General features: G+C 59.9%; 17 protein-coding genes. 7 read left to right on the top strand and 10 right to left on the bottom strand.

Annotated elements, in window-relative coordinates; all coding sequences use genetic code 11:
• Positions 1-41 precede the first annotated feature (41 nt).
• The 3 genes from OKC28_RS04815 to OKC28_RS04805 are packed head-to-tail and all read left to right on the top strand — an operon-like array spanning position 42 to position 2,853.
• Positions 42-656, top strand: coding sequence for a glutathione S-transferase family protein (locus OKC28_RS04815; RefSeq protein WP_021140599.1), 615 nt, complete (start codon positions 42-44; stop codon positions 654-656).
• Positions 656-2,290, top strand: a complete 1,635-nt coding sequence (locus OKC28_RS04810) for a GNAT family N-acetyltransferase (RefSeq protein WP_270687850.1) — start codon at positions 656-658, stop codon at positions 2,288-2,290. The genes OKC28_RS04815 and OKC28_RS04810 overlap by 1 nt, the downstream gene beginning before the upstream one ends.
• 32 nt (positions 2,291-2,322) lie before the next feature.
• Complete coding sequence (locus OKC28_RS04805) at positions 2,323-2,853, top strand: GNAT family N-acetyltransferase (protein ID WP_058395693.1); 531 nt, start codon at positions 2,323-2,325, stop codon at positions 2,851-2,853.
• Positions 2,854-2,914: 61 nt separating this feature from the next.
• Here OKC28_RS04805 and OKC28_RS04800 read toward each other — a convergent pair whose 3' ends face one another.
• The 9 genes from OKC28_RS04800 to uhpT form a co-directional block, all read right to left on the bottom strand.
• Positions 2,915-4,045 carry a ribosomal protein uL16 3-hydroxylase gene (locus tag OKC28_RS04800; protein WP_021140596.1) on the bottom strand — a complete coding sequence of 377 codons (1,131 nt, stop codon included), beginning with the start codon at positions 4,043-4,045 and terminating at the stop codon, positions 2,915-2,917.
• A gap of 164 nt (positions 4,046-4,209) precedes the next feature.
• Entirely contained in the window at positions 4,210-5,580 is a 1,371-nt protein-coding gene (gene purB / locus OKC28_RS04795; RefSeq protein WP_021140595.1) for an adenylosuccinate lyase, read from the bottom strand.
• Positions 5,581-5,755: 175 nt separating this feature from the next.
• On the bottom strand, positions 5,756-6,367 hold the full coding sequence (gene hflD, locus OKC28_RS04790) for a high frequency lysogenization protein HflD (protein ID WP_017412872.1): 612 nt from the start codon (positions 6,365-6,367) through the stop codon (positions 5,756-5,758).
• Between the two features lie 197 nt (positions 6,368-6,564).
• A complete protein-coding gene (mnmA, locus tag OKC28_RS04785; RefSeq protein WP_111587503.1) occupies positions 6,565-7,671 on the bottom strand; it encodes a tRNA 2-thiouridine(34) synthase MnmA in 1,107 nt (368 codons plus the stop codon).
• A gap of 157 nt (positions 7,672-7,828) precedes the next feature.
• Positions 7,829-8,308, bottom strand: coding sequence for an NUDIX hydrolase (locus OKC28_RS04780; RefSeq protein ID WP_017412871.1), 480 nt, complete (start codon positions 8,306-8,308; stop codon positions 7,829-7,831).
• Positions 8,305-9,270, bottom strand: coding sequence for a pseudouridine synthase (locus tag OKC28_RS04775; RefSeq protein ID WP_270687839.1), 966 nt, complete (start codon positions 9,268-9,270; stop codon positions 8,305-8,307). Before OKC28_RS04775 ends, OKC28_RS04780 begins: the two co-directional genes overlap by 4 nt.
• Positions 9,271-9,349: 79 nt before the next feature.
• A complete protein-coding gene (locus OKC28_RS04770; protein WP_270687836.1) occupies positions 9,350-10,117 on the bottom strand; it encodes a PTS sugar transporter subunit IIA in 768 nt (255 codons plus the stop codon).
• Positions 10,118-10,423, bottom strand: a complete 306-nt coding sequence (locus OKC28_RS04765) for a PTS fructose transporter subunit IIB (protein ID WP_005319168.1) — start codon at positions 10,421-10,423, stop codon at positions 10,118-10,120.
• Between the two features lie 213 nt (positions 10,424-10,636).
• The gene (gene uhpT, locus OKC28_RS04760; RefSeq protein WP_059113923.1) at positions 10,637-12,043 is read right to left on the bottom strand and encodes a hexose-6-phosphate:phosphate antiporter; all 1,407 of its coding nucleotides are present in this window, start codon (positions 12,041-12,043) and stop codon (positions 10,637-10,639) included.
• A gap of 271 nt (positions 12,044-12,314) precedes the next feature.
• On the opposite strand from uhpT, the gene OKC28_RS04755 reads away from it, so the two are divergent.
• Positions 12,315-12,467, top strand: coding sequence for a hypothetical protein (locus tag OKC28_RS04755; protein WP_270687828.1), 153 nt, complete (start codon positions 12,315-12,317; stop codon positions 12,465-12,467).
• 57 nt (positions 12,468-12,524) lie between these two features.
• Here OKC28_RS04755 and OKC28_RS04750 read toward each other — a convergent pair whose 3' ends face one another.
• Positions 12,525-14,432: a fructose-specific PTS transporter subunit EIIC gene (locus OKC28_RS04750; RefSeq protein WP_270687826.1), complete on the bottom strand. Its 1,908-nt coding sequence runs from the start codon at positions 14,430-14,432 to the stop codon at positions 12,525-12,527.
• Between the two features lie 787 nt (positions 14,433-15,219).
• Between OKC28_RS04750 and OKC28_RS04745 the strand changes: the two genes are divergently transcribed.
• Genes OKC28_RS04745 through OKC28_RS04735 form a run of 3 tightly spaced genes read left to right on the top strand, consistent with a single transcriptional unit; the run spans position 15,220 to position 17,112 of the window.
• Complete coding sequence (locus OKC28_RS04745; RefSeq protein ID WP_270687823.1) at positions 15,220-15,732, top strand: NifB/NifX family molybdenum-iron cluster-binding protein; 513 nt, start codon at positions 15,220-15,222, stop codon at positions 15,730-15,732.
• A 30-nt stretch (positions 15,733-15,762) separates the two neighbouring features.
• Complete coding sequence (locus OKC28_RS04740; RefSeq protein ID WP_270687821.1) at positions 15,763-16,755, top strand: SLAC1 anion channel family protein; 993 nt, start codon at positions 15,763-15,765, stop codon at positions 16,753-16,755.
• 6 nt (positions 16,756-16,761) lie between these two features.
• The gene (locus OKC28_RS04735) at positions 16,762-17,112 is read left to right on the top strand and encodes a carboxymuconolactone decarboxylase family protein (protein ID WP_270687819.1); all 351 of its coding nucleotides are present in this window, start codon (positions 16,762-16,764) and stop codon (positions 17,110-17,112) included.
• Positions 17,113-17,155 lie beyond the last annotated feature (43 nt).

Raw genomic sequence — 17,155 nt, 5'->3', positions numbered from 1 at the left:
GTTTTATCCTGTTCAATCTCCTGCGCTGACAAGGAGTCTGTATGCGTCTGTATGGCGACCTGAGATCTGGCAACTGTTACAAGGTGTGGCTGCTGGCCCGTTGGCTCGAGCTGCCTCTGACCTGGGTACCGGTGGATATCCAGGCTGGTGACACCCAAAACCCGGCCTTTCTGGCTATGAACCCCAACGGCAAGATCCCCGTGCTGGCCATCGATGAAGGGGATGCGTTGGCGGAATCCAATGCCATCCTCTTCTATCTGGCGCAGGGCTCGGCGCTCTGGCCGGCAGATCCCCGCCAGCAGGCCGAGGTGCTCAAGTGGCTGTTCTTCGAGCAGTACAGCCACGAGCCCTACATAGCCGTGGCGCGCTTCATCGTCCACCATCTGGGGCGGCCGGAAGCCCAGGAGGCACGGCTCGATGGCCTCAAGGCCGGTGGCGAGCAGGCGTTGGCGGTGATGGAGCAGCAGCTGAAACAGAGTCCCTACCTGTGTGGGCAGACGCCGACCATCGCCGACATGGCGCTCTATGCCTACACCCATGTGGCGGAGGAGGGGATCTTCTCCTTGCAGGGCTGGCCTGCCATCCGGGCCTGGATCGCCCGCCTCGAGGCCCATCCCCGTCACCTGAGCCTGCCTGCAGCCTGTCAGGCAAGCTGATGGAGCTGCTGATCGAGCGGGCGCTGTGGCAACCCCATTGGTCTCCAGTGCTGCAAGCCTGGCAGCAGCAGGGTCATTGCTGGAAACTGCTGTTGTGCAAAGAGAGCGCACCCCATCTGGGGCAGGGGGCTGACCTCTGGTCTGGCTGTCCCCCTGATGGCATCTTGTCCGCCAGCGGGCTGCTGGCGGCCTGGCTCGACGGCGATCTGAGCGCGGATCCTCATGTCGACCCCAGCCGTCAGATCCTGATCAGCGCGTCCCCCTCTCTGCTGACCCTGGCCAAGGAGAGCGGCCTGCTCACCCTGGGGCCGCTCGGGGCCGATCTGGTGCTGACCGCGGATGACGACATGGGCGCCGTGCTCAAGCGCCTGCTTGCCCGCCGCTTGGCCGTGCCCCTGCTGCGTGAATCCGGTCTGGCGTCACCCTCTGGCAGCCCCCTGGTGTTGCGGCCATTGCTGGCCGACGATGAGGCCGATGTGGTGCGCTACTGCGCCGACGAGGCGCTCTCCCGCTATACCCTCAATATTCCTCACCCTTACCCGCCGGAAGGCGCCCGTGACTGGCTCGCCAGCAGTGGGCGCAAGGGCGCGCTGGGGCTTGGCTGGAGCTGGGCCATGACGCTGCCGCAGGGGGCTGAAGTGGCCCCGCTGGTCGGGGTGATTTCGCTGCACTGGAACGGCGAGCTGGCCTGGTGGGTCGGCGTCCCCTGGCAGAACCGGGGGCTGGCTACCCGGGCTGCGCAGCTGGTCAAGTCATTTGCGTTCGACACCTTGCAACTGCCGGCGTTGACCGCCCGTCACATGCCGGGCAACCTCGCCTCCGGTCGGGTGATGGCCAAACTCGGCATGCACTATCGCGGGCTGCGCGCCCGAACTGCCCAGCAGCCTTGCGAGGTGAGCTATTGGCGACTGGACAGGGCCGTCCCCCTGCCCGAGCCAGTGATGCAGCAACTGGCGCCCTGGCTGGCGAACGAGCGGGTGGCCGTGGCTATTTTGCATGGTGCCGATGCACCGGCCGGGTCGGGTCATGACGGCTCGTTGCAGCTCACCCTGTTTCTGGATGACAAGTGCATACCCACCTTGCCAGGTGCAGCACTCTATGATGGGGCCCTGTTCGACATTATGTGCCATCCGCTCAGTCAGCTGGAGCAGGTCGAGCCCGAGCAGTTGCATCTGCTGGGTGGCTTGCTGCTAAAAGACAGGGACGAGCAGGGGCTTGCCTGCCTGCTGCAACTGACCAGTCTGCTGCGCCAGGGGCCCGTTCTGCTCACCCGCACGCAGCGGCAACAGCGGCTCGCCTGGATTGACAAGATGGTGCGCCGCACAGGGCTGCCCGCGGCAGGGGGGCGTGATGGGGCTTCGGTCGCGGGGCGTTATCATCAGCTCTGGCTGCTGGTGGAGCTGCCAGAGCTCATCGATGAGCTGGCCGGGCGCTGGCATCAGGGACCCGAGCTTGCTCTGGCAAGGTTGGAACAGGACGATGCCGAGCTGTTCGCGGCCTACGGTGAGGCCATCACGGCCATGACGCCGGTGGCCTTGCAAGGGGTACTGCGGCTGCTTGCGGCTCGCTTTCCTGAGCCCACCCTCCCATTTCTGGACAAAGGTGCTCAGGCCGACCGGCACTTTGTGGAATAATGCCCGCTCTGCTGTACGAGGAGTAACGCTGTATGCTGAGAACCGAGCGCCCCGGCGACATGCTGCCGGTCTATGAACTGGTGAGCGCCGCCTTTGGCCGTTCCGATGAGGCCGAACTGGTCAACCGCCTGCGCGAATGTGGCGCTGCCGTGGTGACCATGGTCGAAGAGGAAGAGTACGAGTTCATGGGGCACCTGATGCTGAGCCCGATCACCATTAACGGCATGGAAGGGCCCTGGCTCGGTCTGGCGCCTGTTGCTGTTCATCCGGACTGGCAGGGGCAGGGTATCGGCTCGGATCTGGTGCGTGAGGGGCTGGATACGGCGCTGGAGATGGACTGGAAGGCGGTGGTGGTGCTCGGGGATCCGACCTACTACGGTCGCTTCGGTTTTCGTCCCGCCAGCGAGTTCGGTCTGCACTGCATCTATGAAGTTCCCGCCGACTGCTTTCTGGCGATGGAGCTGCAGGAAGGTGGCCTGGCAGGCATGGCCGGCGAAGTGCTCTACCACCCCCTGTTTGACGAACTCCCCGAAGACGAGTCCGAAGAGGTTGGAGAGGCATAAGCCGCCGCTCATGAAAAAGGCGCCATCAAGGCGCCTTTTTCGTCTTTGTCAGCCAGCCCGATTAGCTGAAGAACCAGTAACCGCGATTGACCAGACGGGTCAGCAGCTGCAGGAAGCCGGCCTGATCGGCCAGTTCCACCATGTCGGCCTGGGTGATGATGTCTTTGTCACACAACAGGGAGATGGCGGCCGCATCGTCGCTCGGCAGGGTCCAGGCTTCGCCGTCGATGTAGCAGGTACGGCTCTCGCCGCTGAACCAGACGGAGCGCAGGCCCGGCACCTTGATGGCGGGTTCGCCCTGGGTCAGCAGGTCGGCCACTTCCTCGGCGCTGTAGTCAGGTTCCATGGGGCTGACGTCCAGATCGTGCTTGGCCTCGGAGATCATGGTGCCAAACCACTCCTTGAACAGGGTCTCGTCGTCCAGAGCCTGCTGCATCAGTTCGCGCAGGCGGTGTAGTTCATGGGGCTGGATCTCGCCGTGACGGACGCGGGGTTTGAGATCCCCATCGCCGTAGCGCTCGGTACGCATTTCGTTGTCGATCAGGTGATCGGCAAAGGACGAGATGAGCGCCTTTGCGTCCGGTGCGCGGAAACCCACGGAGAAGTTCAGGGAGGGCTCGATGGCGTAGCCCTCGTGGGGGAATCCAGGCGGAATGTAGAGGATATCGCCCGGCTCCATGATGACGTCGATGATCGCCTCGAACGGCTCGCAGTGCAGCAGGGCGGCGTGGGCGGCAAACTCGTTGAGCGGCTTGGCATCGCCCACTCGCCAGTGACGCTTTCCCTGACCCTGGGTGATGAAGACATCGTAGTTGTCGATGTGGGGGCCGACACCACCATGAGGGGTGGAGAAGCTCACCATCACATCGTCAAAGCGCCAGCCCGGAATGAACTGGAACGGCAGTGCCAGCTCGTGTACCTCGGGGGCCCAGTGGTTGCAAGCCTGCACCAGCACAGTCCAGTTCTCTTCCCCCAGGTGATCGTAAGATTCGAAAGGGCCGTGAGCCGCTTCCCACTTGCCGTCGAAGCGGGTCACCAGACGGGATTCGATGACCTCTTCCATGGCCAGACCCGCCAGCTCGTCCGGGCTGATGGGATCCTGAAAGTCGGTGAAGCCGCCTTTTATAAGGAGCGGGCGTTTCTGCCAGTAGTGCTCGAGGAAGTGAGCGATATCCAGATTGAGTTCGTACATAGTGCTTCTCGTCAAAAGATCAGAAAGAGTCAGGAGAGGTCTTGCCCAAGATGGCTGCGGGCCTTGGGCAATACCTCTTGTATGGCAAAACGCATGGCCGTCAAAAATAACAGGGGCCCTGTTGCGCAATGTGCACAGGGCCCCTGATGTATCAGGTTATCGGCTTATTTCAGCAGATCCACCAGACGCTGGGCCTGACCGATATAGTTGGCCGGGGTCAGCTTCTTCAGCTCGACTTTCACGTGCTCGGGGAGCTCGAGGGTGTCGATAAAGGTACGCATGCCTTCGGCATCGACGCGGCGACCACGGGTCAGTTCTTTGAGCTTCTCGTAGGGCTTCTCGATACCGTAGCGACGCATCACAGTCTGGATCGGCTCGGCCAGCACTTCCCAGTTGGCGTCCAGATCGGCGGCCATGGCACCGGCGTTGGCTTCCAGCTTGGAGATCCCCTTCAGGGTCGCCTGATAGGCAATCAGGGAGTAACCGACGGCCACACCCAGGTTGCGCAGCACGGTCGAGTCGGTGAGGTCTCGCTGCCAGCGGGAGATAGGCAGCTTGGAGGCCAGGTGCTGGAACACGGCGTTGGCCAGACCCAGGTTGCCTTCGGAGTTCTCGAAGTCGATGGGGTTGACCTTGTGCGGCATGGTGGAGGAGCCGATTTCGCCCGCCACAGTGCGCTGCTTGAAGTGACCCAGGGAGATATAACCCCAGACATCGCGATCGAAGTCGATGAGGATGGTGTTGAAGCGGGCCATGGCGTCGAACAGCTCGGCAATATAGTCGTGGGGCTCGATCTGGGTGGTGTAGGGGTTCCAGTTCAGGCCCAGGGAGGTGACGAACTCCTCGGAGAACTGGTGCCAGTCCACTTCCGGGTAGGCGCTGACGTGGGCGTTGTAGTTGCCCACGGCACCGTTGATCTTGCCGAGGATTTCGACCGCCATGATCTGCTTGAACTGGCGCTCCAGGCGATAGGCGACGTTGGCCATCTCCTTGCCCATGGTGCTCGGGGTGGCCGGCTGACCGTGGGTGCGCGACAGCAGCGGCATGTCGCGGTACTCGTGAGCCAGACGCTTGAGCTCGCTGATGAGCTTCTCGCAATAAGGCTTGATGACCTCGTCACGGGCTGTTTTTAGCATCAGGCCATGGGAGTTGTTGTTGATGTCTTCCGAGGTGCAGGCGAAGTGAATAAACTCGCTGACGGCGGCCAGCTCAGGGTTCACTTCCACCTTCTCTTTGAGGAAGTACTCCACCGCTTTCACATCATGGTTGGTGGTGCGCTCTATCTGTTTGATACGGGCGGCGTCACTCTCGTTGAAGTTGCTGACAATACCGTCGAGCAGGGCGTTGGCGGCCGCGCTCAGGGCAGGGACTTCCGGGATCCCGACGTGGCTGGCCAGTTTTTGCAACCAGCGCACCTCAACTTCGACGCGAAAACGCAGCAGACCGAATTCGGAGAAGATAGGGCGCAGGGCATCGGCCTTGTCGCCATAACGACCGTCAATCGGGGAAACAGCAGTCAGCGCGGACAGCTCCATGGGGTGAACTCCTGATGATTGGTGTGGGGGATTCTCATCAACTCGCGCTCCTGTTACGAGACCGTTATCAAGGCTCATGTGCTGCTCGGCATCCTTATTTATCGACATAAACTCCGGTACCTGCGCTGCTCTTCACCTTGCTTCCGGCCTCTCACGACGGAGCTCGAGCCGATTCTTAGAAACGTTTGGCCAGTTCGACCATTTTCTTGCGAGCGAAAATGATCTGGGTACGGCTGCCGCCAAGCTGGCGCCACAGCACGCAGGCACGAATGCCTGCCAGCAGCAGGGCGCGCACCTTGTGCTGCACCAGGGGCTGCTGCAGGAACAGCGGGGTACCCGCTATCTGGATGCGCGGCCCAATGGGGCTGATGAGATCGCTGTAGATGCTCGCCATGTTGGCCAAGATCTGCTCGTCGAGCAGATCGAAATGCTGTTGCTGGCGGCCGATCTGGCTGATCCGCTCCCCCAGCATGTTGAGAATGTCCTTGCGCTTGGCCAGCTTGCGCTCCAGCGCAATCAGGCTCACCACGTAACGGGTCAGCTCGGCATTTTTCTGGCTGCCGTCGGAGCCCAGTTGCTCGACCAGGGCGCGGTAGCCATCGCGAATGGCCAGATGGTTGCCAAACACCTCCAGCGGCTGCTTGGGATCGGTCACCAGCACGCTTTGCAGGCTCTCGCGCAGGGACGCTTCATCGCAAGTGCCATCACGGGCCACTTTTTGTACCAGATAGGCCGCCTGGCAGATGCCGGCAAAGGCCATGGTTCTGTCTTGAAATTTGTCGCTCATCGTTTCACAGCCCTGTTATGTTGGTTCACCGGCTGATGCCGCAGCAGGCCATGATCCGGCCCTGGAATTGGTCGCTCATGTTCGCTGCCTTCTTTGTTGGCCCAAACCGCATGGCTGACGCACTGTTTCAGCGTGCTTGCAAAGGCCATGGTTCAGCCCTGGTATTTGTCGATCATCGATGTCACCGCCGTCAGGATTTACACCGGATGGCTGAAACGCTGCTCGATGATGCCGCCGCCCAGGCACACTTCCCCGTCATAAAAGACGGCGGATTGACCCGGGGTCACGGCTGCCTGTTTCTCGTCGAAGATGACCCGTATGGTCTCGTCATCGATGGGCTGAATGAGGCAGGGGATATCCTGCTGACGATAGCGTGTCTTGACGGTGCAGCGACGCGGTGCGCGGATCGGGGTGCGATCCACCCAGTGCAGCTGGCTGGCAATCAGGCCGTCTGAGTAGAGACGCGGGTGCTCGCCCTGCGCCACCACCAGGGTGTTGCGCTCCACCTCTTTGTCCACCACGTACCAGGCCTCTTCGGTGGCGTCTTTGCGACCACCAATGCCGAGCCCCTTGCGCTGACCCAGGGTGTGATACATCAAGCCCTGATGCTCGCCGATCACCTTGCCGTCCACGGTTTCGATGGGGCCGGGCTGGGCGGGCAGGAACTTGGCCAGGAAGTCCTTGAATTTGCGCTCACCGATAAAGCAGATACCGGTGGAGTCTTTCTTCTTGGCGGTGATGAGATCCAGTTGCTCGGCGATGCGGCGCACCTCCGGCTTCTCCAGATCCCCGACCGGGAACAGGCTCTGACCCACCTGGGCTTCGCTCAGGGTGTAGAGGAAGTAGCTCTGATCCTTGTTGGTATCGAGACCGCGCAGCAGGCGCGGGTGGCCTGTGCTGTCGTCACGGCGCACGTAGTGGCCGGTGGCGATGTAGGTGGCACCCAGCTCTTCGGCGGCAAATTCGAGGAACGCCTTGAACTTGATCTCCTTGTTGCACAGGATATCCGGGTTCGGCGTGCGCCCTGCCTTGTATTCTTCCAGGAAGTGCTCGAACACATTGTCCCAGTACTCGGCAGCGAAGTTGATGGTATGCAACTTCATACCCAGCTTGTCGCAGACGGCCTTGGCATCAGCCAAATCCTGGGAGGCAGAGCAGTACTCGTCCGTGTCGTCTTCTTCCCAGTTCTTCATGAACAAGCCTTCGACCTGATAACCCTGCTGCTGGAGCAGGTAGGCCGAGACGGAAGAATCCACGCCGCCGGACATGCCGACGATCACCTTGATTTGGCTGTTGTCTGTCATTAGTCGAAGTTACCAGTTCGTTTAAACGGGGCGTATTCTACCAGAGTTTTGCGCCCTCGGTCACATCTCCCTGTCCGCTTCCCCTTGAGGGGTAGCAAGGCAGGAAATCGTTTTTCTGTCAGCTGGCACGCCAGCAATAAATCGGTGCCAAATGGCCTCAGATAAAGGCCTTGAGCGCCGACAGCGGCAGGCGGGTGCCCCCCAGATAATCCTGAATGCACTGCCACACCAATGGGCTACGCAGGGCCGGTTTGCACTCGGCTATCTCCTCCAGGGTGAGCCAGTGGCAGGCCAGCACATCGCCGTCAGGATCCTCTGGATGGTGCTGACCCGGCGCCTTTTCAAGGTCGAAGATGACGGCGGTGCGCACAAAGGTGGCCTCGCTGTCGGCCGGTTTGTAGAGATAGACCCCGAGCCAGGCGCTGGGCGTGGCAGTCAGTCCTGTCTCTTCTTTGAGCTCGCGGCAGGCCGCTTCAATCAGGTTTTCACCCGGTTCCACATGGCCGGCGGGCTGATTGAAACGGCGCTGGCCCTTGATCTCTTCTTCCACCAGCAGGAAACGACCCTGCCAGTGCACCAGCGCCGCCACCGTCAATCTGGCCGGCATTCTCTCTTCCATCGACGGGCGATCCATCATGATGACTCCTTGTCTGTGGTGTGACGGGCAGGACGGCGGGCCGTGCCGCGACCGCTGCTACGGGGCTTGCTCTCGGCAGGGGGACGAGAGCCAGCCTGGTCGATGGCTGGCTTGCCTGCGCTGCGTGGCGGGTTTTTCCGATTGGACTGGGCCGCTCTTCGTGGTCTGTCGCCCGCAGGTTTGGTGGCGCTACTGCCGGTTTGAGACTTGCGCGGACGAGCAGGCGATACCGGTGCCAGCTCGGGGGCAGGCAGGCTGTGGCTCTGCCCGGGGGCCAGCCCGTCTTCTTGCCAGTTACCCAAGGTCCAGTCGCCGATGGCGTAGCGAATAAGGCGCAGTGTGGGGTGGCCGATATGGGCCGTCATGCGCCGCACCTGACGGTTGCGCCCCTCTACTATCTTGATCTCGAGCCAGCGGGTGGGGATCTCCTTGCGCTCGCGGATGGGCGGATTGCGTGGCCACACATCGGGCTCATCCATGAGCCTTGCCTCGGCGGGCAGTGTCAGGCCGTCGTTGAGTTCAACCCCGGCGCGCAGGGCGGCCAGTTTCTCTTCGCTCGGTATGCCTTCCACCTGCACCCAGTAAGTCTTGGGCGTCTTCTCCCCCGGCTGGGTGAGGCGAGCCTGCAACTTGCCGTCGTTGGTGAGCAGCAAGAGCCCCTCGCTGTCGCGGTCCAGCCTGCCGGCGGCATAGATGCCGGGCTCCTTGATGTAATCCTTGAGGGTCTCCCGTCCCGCCTCGTCGGTGAACTGGCACAGCACCATGTAGGGCTTGTTCAAGAGCAGCAACTTGCGATCGGCGGGTGCCACCTGCGGTTTCTGCCCGGCCTGTTCAGCGGCCTGTGCATGCCGGGTGCCGGGCCGTGAGCGTGTCAGACCAGGCCGGTTGGCGTCATCTTGTGGGGTGCGCTCAGCGGCGGTCGTGCGGCCTTGGAGGGAGAGACGGGGGCGGGCAGATTTCATCGCATGCATACCAAAAACAGGGGATGCCGGAGTGTATCACAGGGGGCCGCCGCCATGGGGCATGGTCGGGCTTGTTCGCCTAACTCAACAGCCCTTCGATGACGATGGCCTGACGGGCGGGGGCCGAGCTTGCGTGCAAGAGCGCCGTGCTGACCACCTCGTCCATCATGGCGCGAGCCAGCCGGGTGAGGGGGCGCAATTGCTCGGGGGCGAGCCCGGCCGGGATCGCCAGCAATATGATGGTCCGTACCGGCCCGAGCGCCGATCCCCACTCGATGGGCTCGGCGCAACTGATCAGCGAGAGGGCGGGCTGGCGGATGGCGGGGCAGATCACGTGGGGCATGGCGAGGCCGGGCCGTATGATAGTGGCGGCGATCTGCTCGCGCTTGGCGATGGCCTGCTCAAGCGCTGGTCTGTCGCGTACCAGCTCTGCGGGCAAGAGATCGATCAGCACCCTCAGGGCCAGGGATTTGTCCAGCGATGCCGCTGCGTGCCCCAGCTGGGCGAGGGAAAAACAGTAGTCGGGCTGGGCGAGGCCAAGGCGCTGCTCGGCCGGGGCGGCGCTCCCAGGTCTGCCAAGGGGCTGGCCCAGCTCCACGCACCAGCAGGTGAAGGCCATGTGGGCCAGCTCCGCATCCAGCCCTTCGATAAGCAGCAGACAGAGATCGCCGGGCTGGGTGGCCAGGGTGAGCAGGGAAAGCTGGCTGGTCGCCTCCACGCGTTGGCGGCGGGTGACATTGATAAGCTGGATATGGGATTTGAACAGCCCGGCCAGTCGACTCAGCTGCTTGGCCTGGGTGATGGTCAGCCCCAGCCGGCAGAAGAAAGTGAGCTCGCGGGTGAGCATTCAGACGCCGACGGTGGCGGTTTTGAGTACGGCGCTGGCATTGAGCAGCACGGATTCCAGCGATACCTGGCGAACCGTGCAACCGAGGAAGCGATCCTTCTGCTCTATCTCGATGTCGGAGGCGATCAGCACCAGATCGGCGCTGGCGATGTCCCGTGCGGTGAGAATGTTCTCCAGTCCCATGGCGCCCTGGGTTTCAACCTTGATCTTCAGCCCCAGCTTGTCGGCGGCTTTTTGCAGCGCCTCTGCGGCCATATAGGTGTGGGCTATGCCGGTGGGGCAGGCGGTGACGGCGAGGATCTTCATCGGTTCTCGAAGCAAATGGCGGTGGGGCAACAAGATAGCGCCAAGGGGCGGCTTTTGCCAAAGGCGTGGGGCAAAAATGGGATCTTGGCGGCGCACTGGTGCTGGCTTGCACAGGGATGGCGAGAATCTGGATTCATCTGCTGACGGCGGGCGTGGCAATAAAAAACCGGCCCCACCAGAAGATGGAGCCGGTTGTATTCAGTTAACGCGGGTTCAGACGGATTGGGTAGCCAGGGTGGCGGCTTTCAGTTCACGTTTGATGCGGCGGATCTTGCGCTCCTCGGCCACGGCCACGCAGGCCATCAACACCAGACAGGCGGCGGCGGCCATGTCCAGCGCCGCGAAGGTGCCGGCCCAGCCGGTCAGACCGAAGATGGGGGTGCCATCGGCGATCATGCCCAGACCCAGTTTGGCGAAGCTGTCACCTATGAGGTAGGCAAAGGTGCCCTTGACGCCATCGGCCACGCTGATCCCCTGCTTGGGCACAAAGCCCACGGCGGCCACGCCGATCAGCAGTTGCGGACCAAACACCAGGAAGCCCAGCAGGAACAGGGAGCCCAGGAACATGAACTGGGTGGTGGCATGCTGGTAGAGACCCAGGGTCGCGATAATCAGCGCCAGTGCCACACAGGCCACCAGACCGCGACGACCGTTCGCCAGATCCGAGAGGTAGCCCCACATCAGGGTGCCGACCAGGGCGCCCACTTCGAAGAAGGTAAAGCCCTGGATGGCGATCTCCTTGGAGAAGCCCAGCTCCTGGTGAGCGTACACGGTGGACCACTGGTCGATACCGATGCGCACCACGTAGAGGAAGATGTTGGCAAAGCAGAGCAGCCAGATCACCTTGTTCATCAGCACGTACTTCACGAAGATCTGACCCTTGGTCAGCTTCTGCTCTTCGGTGGCGATGTCTTCTTCACTGGCCACTTCGTCAAACAGCTCTTCCACCTTGCCCAGACCATAGGCTTCTGGTGAATCGCTGCCAAAACGCAGGCCGATAAAGCCGACCACCAGCGCGATCATGGACGGGAAGATGAACATGCCGAGCACATTGCCATCGAACAGGTAGTTGGCACCGAACAGCGCCACACCGGCCGCACCGGCACCGCCCACGTTGTGGGAGAGGTTCCACATGCCCAGATAGGTACCGCGCTTGTTGCGAGGTGTCCATTTGGTGATGGTGGAGTAGCTGCAGGAGCCACCACAGCTCTGGAAGAAGCCGCTCAGGGCATAGAAGAAGATCATGAAGTAGAGGCTGAAACCCGTGCCGCCCATGCTGGCACTGAAGCCCAGCATGCACAGGGCGGAGAGGATCAGCATCAGCGGCAGGAACTGCTTGGTGTTCTTGCCATCGGCATAGTAGGAGACGACCGTCTTGCCCACCCCGTAGGTGATGGAGAAGCCAAGGCCAATCATGCCAAGCTCGGTCATGGAGAGACCGTACTCCTGGATCATGTCGTTCTGCGCAATGTTGAAGTTCTTGCGGATCAGGTACATGGTCAGATAGCCAATAAATACAACCAGATAAGATTGCATAAACGGCTTGAACCAGAGCTTGCGCCGGGCTTCGACCGGCAGTTCCAGGGTCGGCACCCGGACCTGTTGGAGAAATTTCAACATCTTCGTTCATCCTCTGCGAGATAGACGGTATTTCCGCCGCGCCCCTCATTTTTTGGTTGGTGTCAGAGGTCACGCCACGGAAAGGACAACAGAAAGAGGTTGGACTGTGCGCCTCGCTCCCCTGTCGATTGAACCCATGCCCGAACCTGCGCCACTGCGGGGGTCGAGTCACTACATCAGGTAGCGTGACTTTAATGAGGCGCGGCGCAAATGGCGTGAGAGCCATCCCTAGTGGTATTAGGAAAATTTCCTAGTTTGACGGGATCCGGCCATGAAGCGTGAAGAGGATCACACAGTGACGGCCCACGGCGGGGCCATGCTACGAAAAGAAGGGGAACTGCCCGGCAGCCAGACAGGGCTGGCGGGCGTGAGGTTGTGCTATGGGGTGAGCAGGTCATCGTCAGCAGCATTGGCGGATATCTGATGCCATAAAAGAGGCCACCCGCAGGTGGCCTCTTGTCGTATCAGTGCGAGAGGGTGATCAGGCCGCCTTGGCCAGTGCCACCTGGTCGGTTTTCTTCACCCGCAGTTTTTTCAGGGCAACCGCCACAACGCCGGTGACGATGGCGCCACAGATCATGCAGAGCAGGGCCAGCAGCGGCTTGTTGACCGCACCCAGCAGGGCAACGATGGGGCCACCGTGGGCGACGCTGTTGGTGATGCCAAACAGGAAGGCCATCACGGCGGCTGTCATGCTGCCCAGCACGTTGGCGGGGATGACGGCGAGCGGGTCACGGGCGGCGAACGGGATCGCCCCTTCCGAGATACCCACCAGGCCCATGGCACCGGCGGCTTTGCCCGCCTCGATTTCAGAGGCATCGAAGATACCCAGCTTGCGACCAAGTACGGTCGCCAGCGACATGCCAAGCGGCGCCGCAGGTATGGCGCAGGCCATGGCACCCATAAACTGGGTCTGGCCGGAGGCAATCATGCCCACCGAGAACAGGAAGGCTACCTTGTTGACCGGGCCACCCATATCAAAGCCGGCCATGCCCCCCAGCACTATACCTAGCAGCACCAGACTGCCACCGCTCATGGAGAGCAGCATGGCGTTGAGGCCTGTCATCATGTCGGCAATGGGGGCGCCGATGATGAAGATGAAGACCGCAGCGATAAACAGGGAACCGACGATGGGCGCGATCAGGATAGGCACCAGCGGCTGCACCATCTTGTGGTAGTGACGGGTGGCAATCCAGCGCACCAGATAACCGACCAGCAGGCCCGCTATGATGGCACCGATAAAGCCGGTACCGGCGTCGGCGCCGTAGAAGCTGCCGTTGTTGGCGATCCAGCCGCCGATAAAGCCCGGGGCCAGTGCCGGACGGTCACCGATGGCGTAGGCGATATAGCCCGCCAGTATGGGGATCATCAGGGTGAAGGCGGCCACGCCCACGTTGAGGATCTGATTCCACATGCTCCCTTCCGGGATCTGCATGCCGCTCGGGGTCGGGTTGCCGCCGATGGCCAGTGCCAGCGCGATCAGCAGACCACCGGTGACGACAAACGGGATCATGTGGGAGACGCCGTTCATCAGGTAGCGATAGAGATCGGAACTGCCGCCCGTGCTCTTATCCTCTCCCTTCTTGTCCTCTTTGCCAGCCACATAGGCCGGCGCCTTCAGCGCCTGCTCAATGAGACCCTTGCCATCCTTGATGGGGGCTTTCACCCCAGTCTTGATGAGCGGCTTGCCGTTGAAGCGGGCCATGTCCACCTGTTTGTCGCAGGCCACGACGATGGCGCTGGCGCGGGCGATCTCGGCCGCGGTCGGGCTGTTCTTGACACCGATGGAGCCGTTGGTCTCCACCTTCACCTCGTAACCCAGCTCCTTGGCGGCGCGCTCCAGGGACTCGGCCGCCAGATAGGTGTGGGCGATGCCGGCCGGACAACCGGTGACACCTATGATGAAGCCCTCGCTGGTGGTCGGGGCGGCTGTTTGCTCCTCCTTGCGCTCCAGCAGCAGCGCCAGTGCGGCAGCCGGGCTCTTGGCAGCCAGCAACTTGGCAATGAAACCTTCTTCAATCAGCTTGGCGGAGAGCTCGGCCAGTACCTCGATATGGTGGTTGGCGCCACCGGCGGGGGAGGCAATCATGAAGAACAGCCGGGACGGCTTGCCATCCTCGGCGCCGTAATCGATACCGCTGCGGCTGATGCCGATGGCCACCGCCGGTGTGCTCACAGCCGCACTCTTTGCATGGGGCAGGGCAACGCCCTCCTCGAAGCCGGTGTTGTCCAGCTCTTCCCGGGCCCACAGGTCCTTGATGAACTGCTGCTCATCGCTGACCTTGCCCTGCGCGACCAGCAAGCGGGCCATCTCGCTGAAGACCTCCTCCTTGCTCGTCGCGTTCAAATCGAGATTGATCAGATGTTCGTTGATCAGTGTGGTGATCATGGCGCTCTCCCGCTCCCGTGAGGGAGCCTGTTGGCATGCCACCCGTGCTGGCACGGCATGCAGACAAAATTGACCTCACTATTATCGCGCCGGGGAGCAAGCCACCCTATCGGACAAATGTGCGAATGACTGGATTTTTGTGCGCTATCGTCCCGAGTGTGACCCCGATCTCACAGCAGACCTGCTGACAAAATAGATCTGAATGGAATCGCAAAGTGATTTTATATCGTTAAAAATCAATTGATTGTTGTTTCGCGTGCCGACGCGTATCAGCCATGGCGCGGGCCTCCCCTTGGACGAGAGTCACCGCCAACCTGTAAATTTGTGAGGTAAAAACGAGCTGCAGGGTGTGAGCCAACGCACACAAATGGCAGTGACTGGGGAAGAAATGAGAGGGGATCAAGAGAAGGAAAACACTGGAGAAATGGGTTTGGCACCTGGTCTGGATGCCGCTGAGCTGTGCCTTTTGCGGCTGAGTGTTGCCCCCTGAGGGAGCCAGCCAGGCGTAAATCAACGTCAACAGTTTATTGCATATGCCACAAACAAGGCGTATACATAGCATATGCCACTTACTTGGCCACCAGTTAAAGCACCGCATCAGCGGATGTGCTGTGAGTAAAACAGCCAGCAAGCGTTCATTCGACACTTTCGATGGGTGGTAGCAAGGGGTAGAAAGCAGGGTCATGTCAATCTGGATCCTCCGGTGTTGTTATCGGATGGGGAATCGGACTCACAAGTGGTGATAAATGGCATGGTCTGACAATTAACCGTAATAGCAGGAGATCTTATGACCACTATCACCGCCATTCCCATGAAGGATGACCATATCGCAGGGCATTTTGCCAAGGCAGAACGCTTCGTTTTCATTGATGAGCAAGGCACCACACTAAAGGAGATTTCCAATCCGATAGCACCCAATGAGTGCAAGGGCATGTTGGCTGATCTATTCCAGACCCATGGAGCAAACCGTGTGGTATTGAAAAATATTGGCAAGAAGATGCTCAAGAAGCTGCTGGATAACGGCTTGTCCGTCTATCAGGCAGTGCAGGGACGCCTTGCCATATCAGAGATGCTGAAAAATGATTCCACCAGCCTGATCCAGCTTGTCTCTGCAGATCAGGGTCAGGAATCTGCCTGTTCCCATGGCCAGCGCCATCAGAAAGAGGGCGCCAATAGCTGTGGCGAGCATGAACATGGCCACGCAGGAAAAAAAGGGTGTGGCAAAGTCGGTTCAGCCCAACGACACCAGTGTCAGGGCGCTGCTCAACCCCATGCACATAAAAGATACTGTGAAGAATAAACGCGATAAATAAGTAAAGTTGGAGGGTATATGTCTAATGAAAGCCTGAACATGGAGGGGGCGACATTACCCTCTATCAGCAGGATTGCCTATATGCCGGTGACGCTCTTTTCGATCATCATGGGGCTGACGGGGGCCGCCATTGCGTGTAGAAAAGCCTTTCCTGATTCGGTGATGATGCACTCTGCGGGTTTCTTTTTGGGCGTCATGTCTTCAGTCTTGCTGACTGTGTTTGTGGCAATGTATGTCTTCAAAATGCTCAAATACAGGGATGAGTTTCTGCATGAATTAAGGCATATGGTCAAGATTAATTTCTTTCCGACCATCTCGATCAGCCTGTTATTGCAGTCAGCATATTGGTCTGGGTGGCATGATATCTCGCTATATCTCTGGTCTGCCGGCGCAATGCTGCAGCTGATGTTTACCTTGTTCATCATGAGCAGCTGGATCCATAGAGAGCATTTTAATATTGCACATACCAACCCTGCGTGGTTTATTCCTGTCGTGGGGAGTATTGTCGTGCCACTTGCAGGAGTAGGGCTGGGTTTTCATGAAACCAGTCTGTTCTTTTTCAGTATCGGCTTGATATTCTGGTTCTGTTTGTTGACCATAGTATTATACCGGTTGTTCTTTCATGAAAATCTGCCTGACAAGCTGATGCCCACCATGTTTATATTGCTGGCACCCCCCTCGATAGGATTTATTGCTTACACGGATATCATAGGCTCGACAGACTTGTTTGCACACATCATCTATTATTTTGCACTGTTTGTATTTATTTTGTTGATGTACAACACACTCACCTTTCTGAAGCTGAAATTTTATCTCTCTTCATGGGCTTATTCGTTCCCGCTGGCCGCATTTTCAGCTGCGTCGGCCAAGTTTGCCGATAGCACAGGCAGCGTCATTCCGTACTTTCTGGCCAAAATAGTGGTCTGTGCCCTGATCGGATTGATAGTGTGGTTAATCAGCATGACGGTGCTCTCGTTCTACAAAGGTGAATTATTCATCCCGGAGAAATAGCTATCCATGAAACATTACAAAGAGATCAACAAGGAGCAGCATCAGCTTGGGTCTGCCTATAGAAAGAGCAGCCCGGATACCATGAATGCGTTTATTGCCCTGCACAAATCGGTGATGAAAGACGATAAGGTGTTGGCGCTGAAATACAGAGAGATGATCGCCCTGGGGATCGGCATTGCATCAAGATGCGACGGCTGCATTGCAGCCCATGTTGCTGGCGCCTTGCAGGCCGGGGCCTCCAGAGAGGAACTGGTCGCAACCATAGACGTGGCCGTACTCATGGGGGGCGGGCCATCCATCATCTATGGCACCCAGGCCCATGCCAGGGCGGGATCGCACTTTGTTAATGAAATTTGAACAGGCAGATCGTCTGTGATCTAATCGCGTCTCCATGCAGGAG

Origin of the sequence: Aeromonas sp. D3, assembly GCF_027705025.1 — a bacterium.
In the GTDB taxonomy this organism is placed as follows: Bacteria; Pseudomonadota; Gammaproteobacteria; order Enterobacterales; family Aeromonadaceae; genus Aeromonas; species Aeromonas salmonicida.
This window is presented reverse-complemented; position numbering and strand designations above follow the sequence as displayed.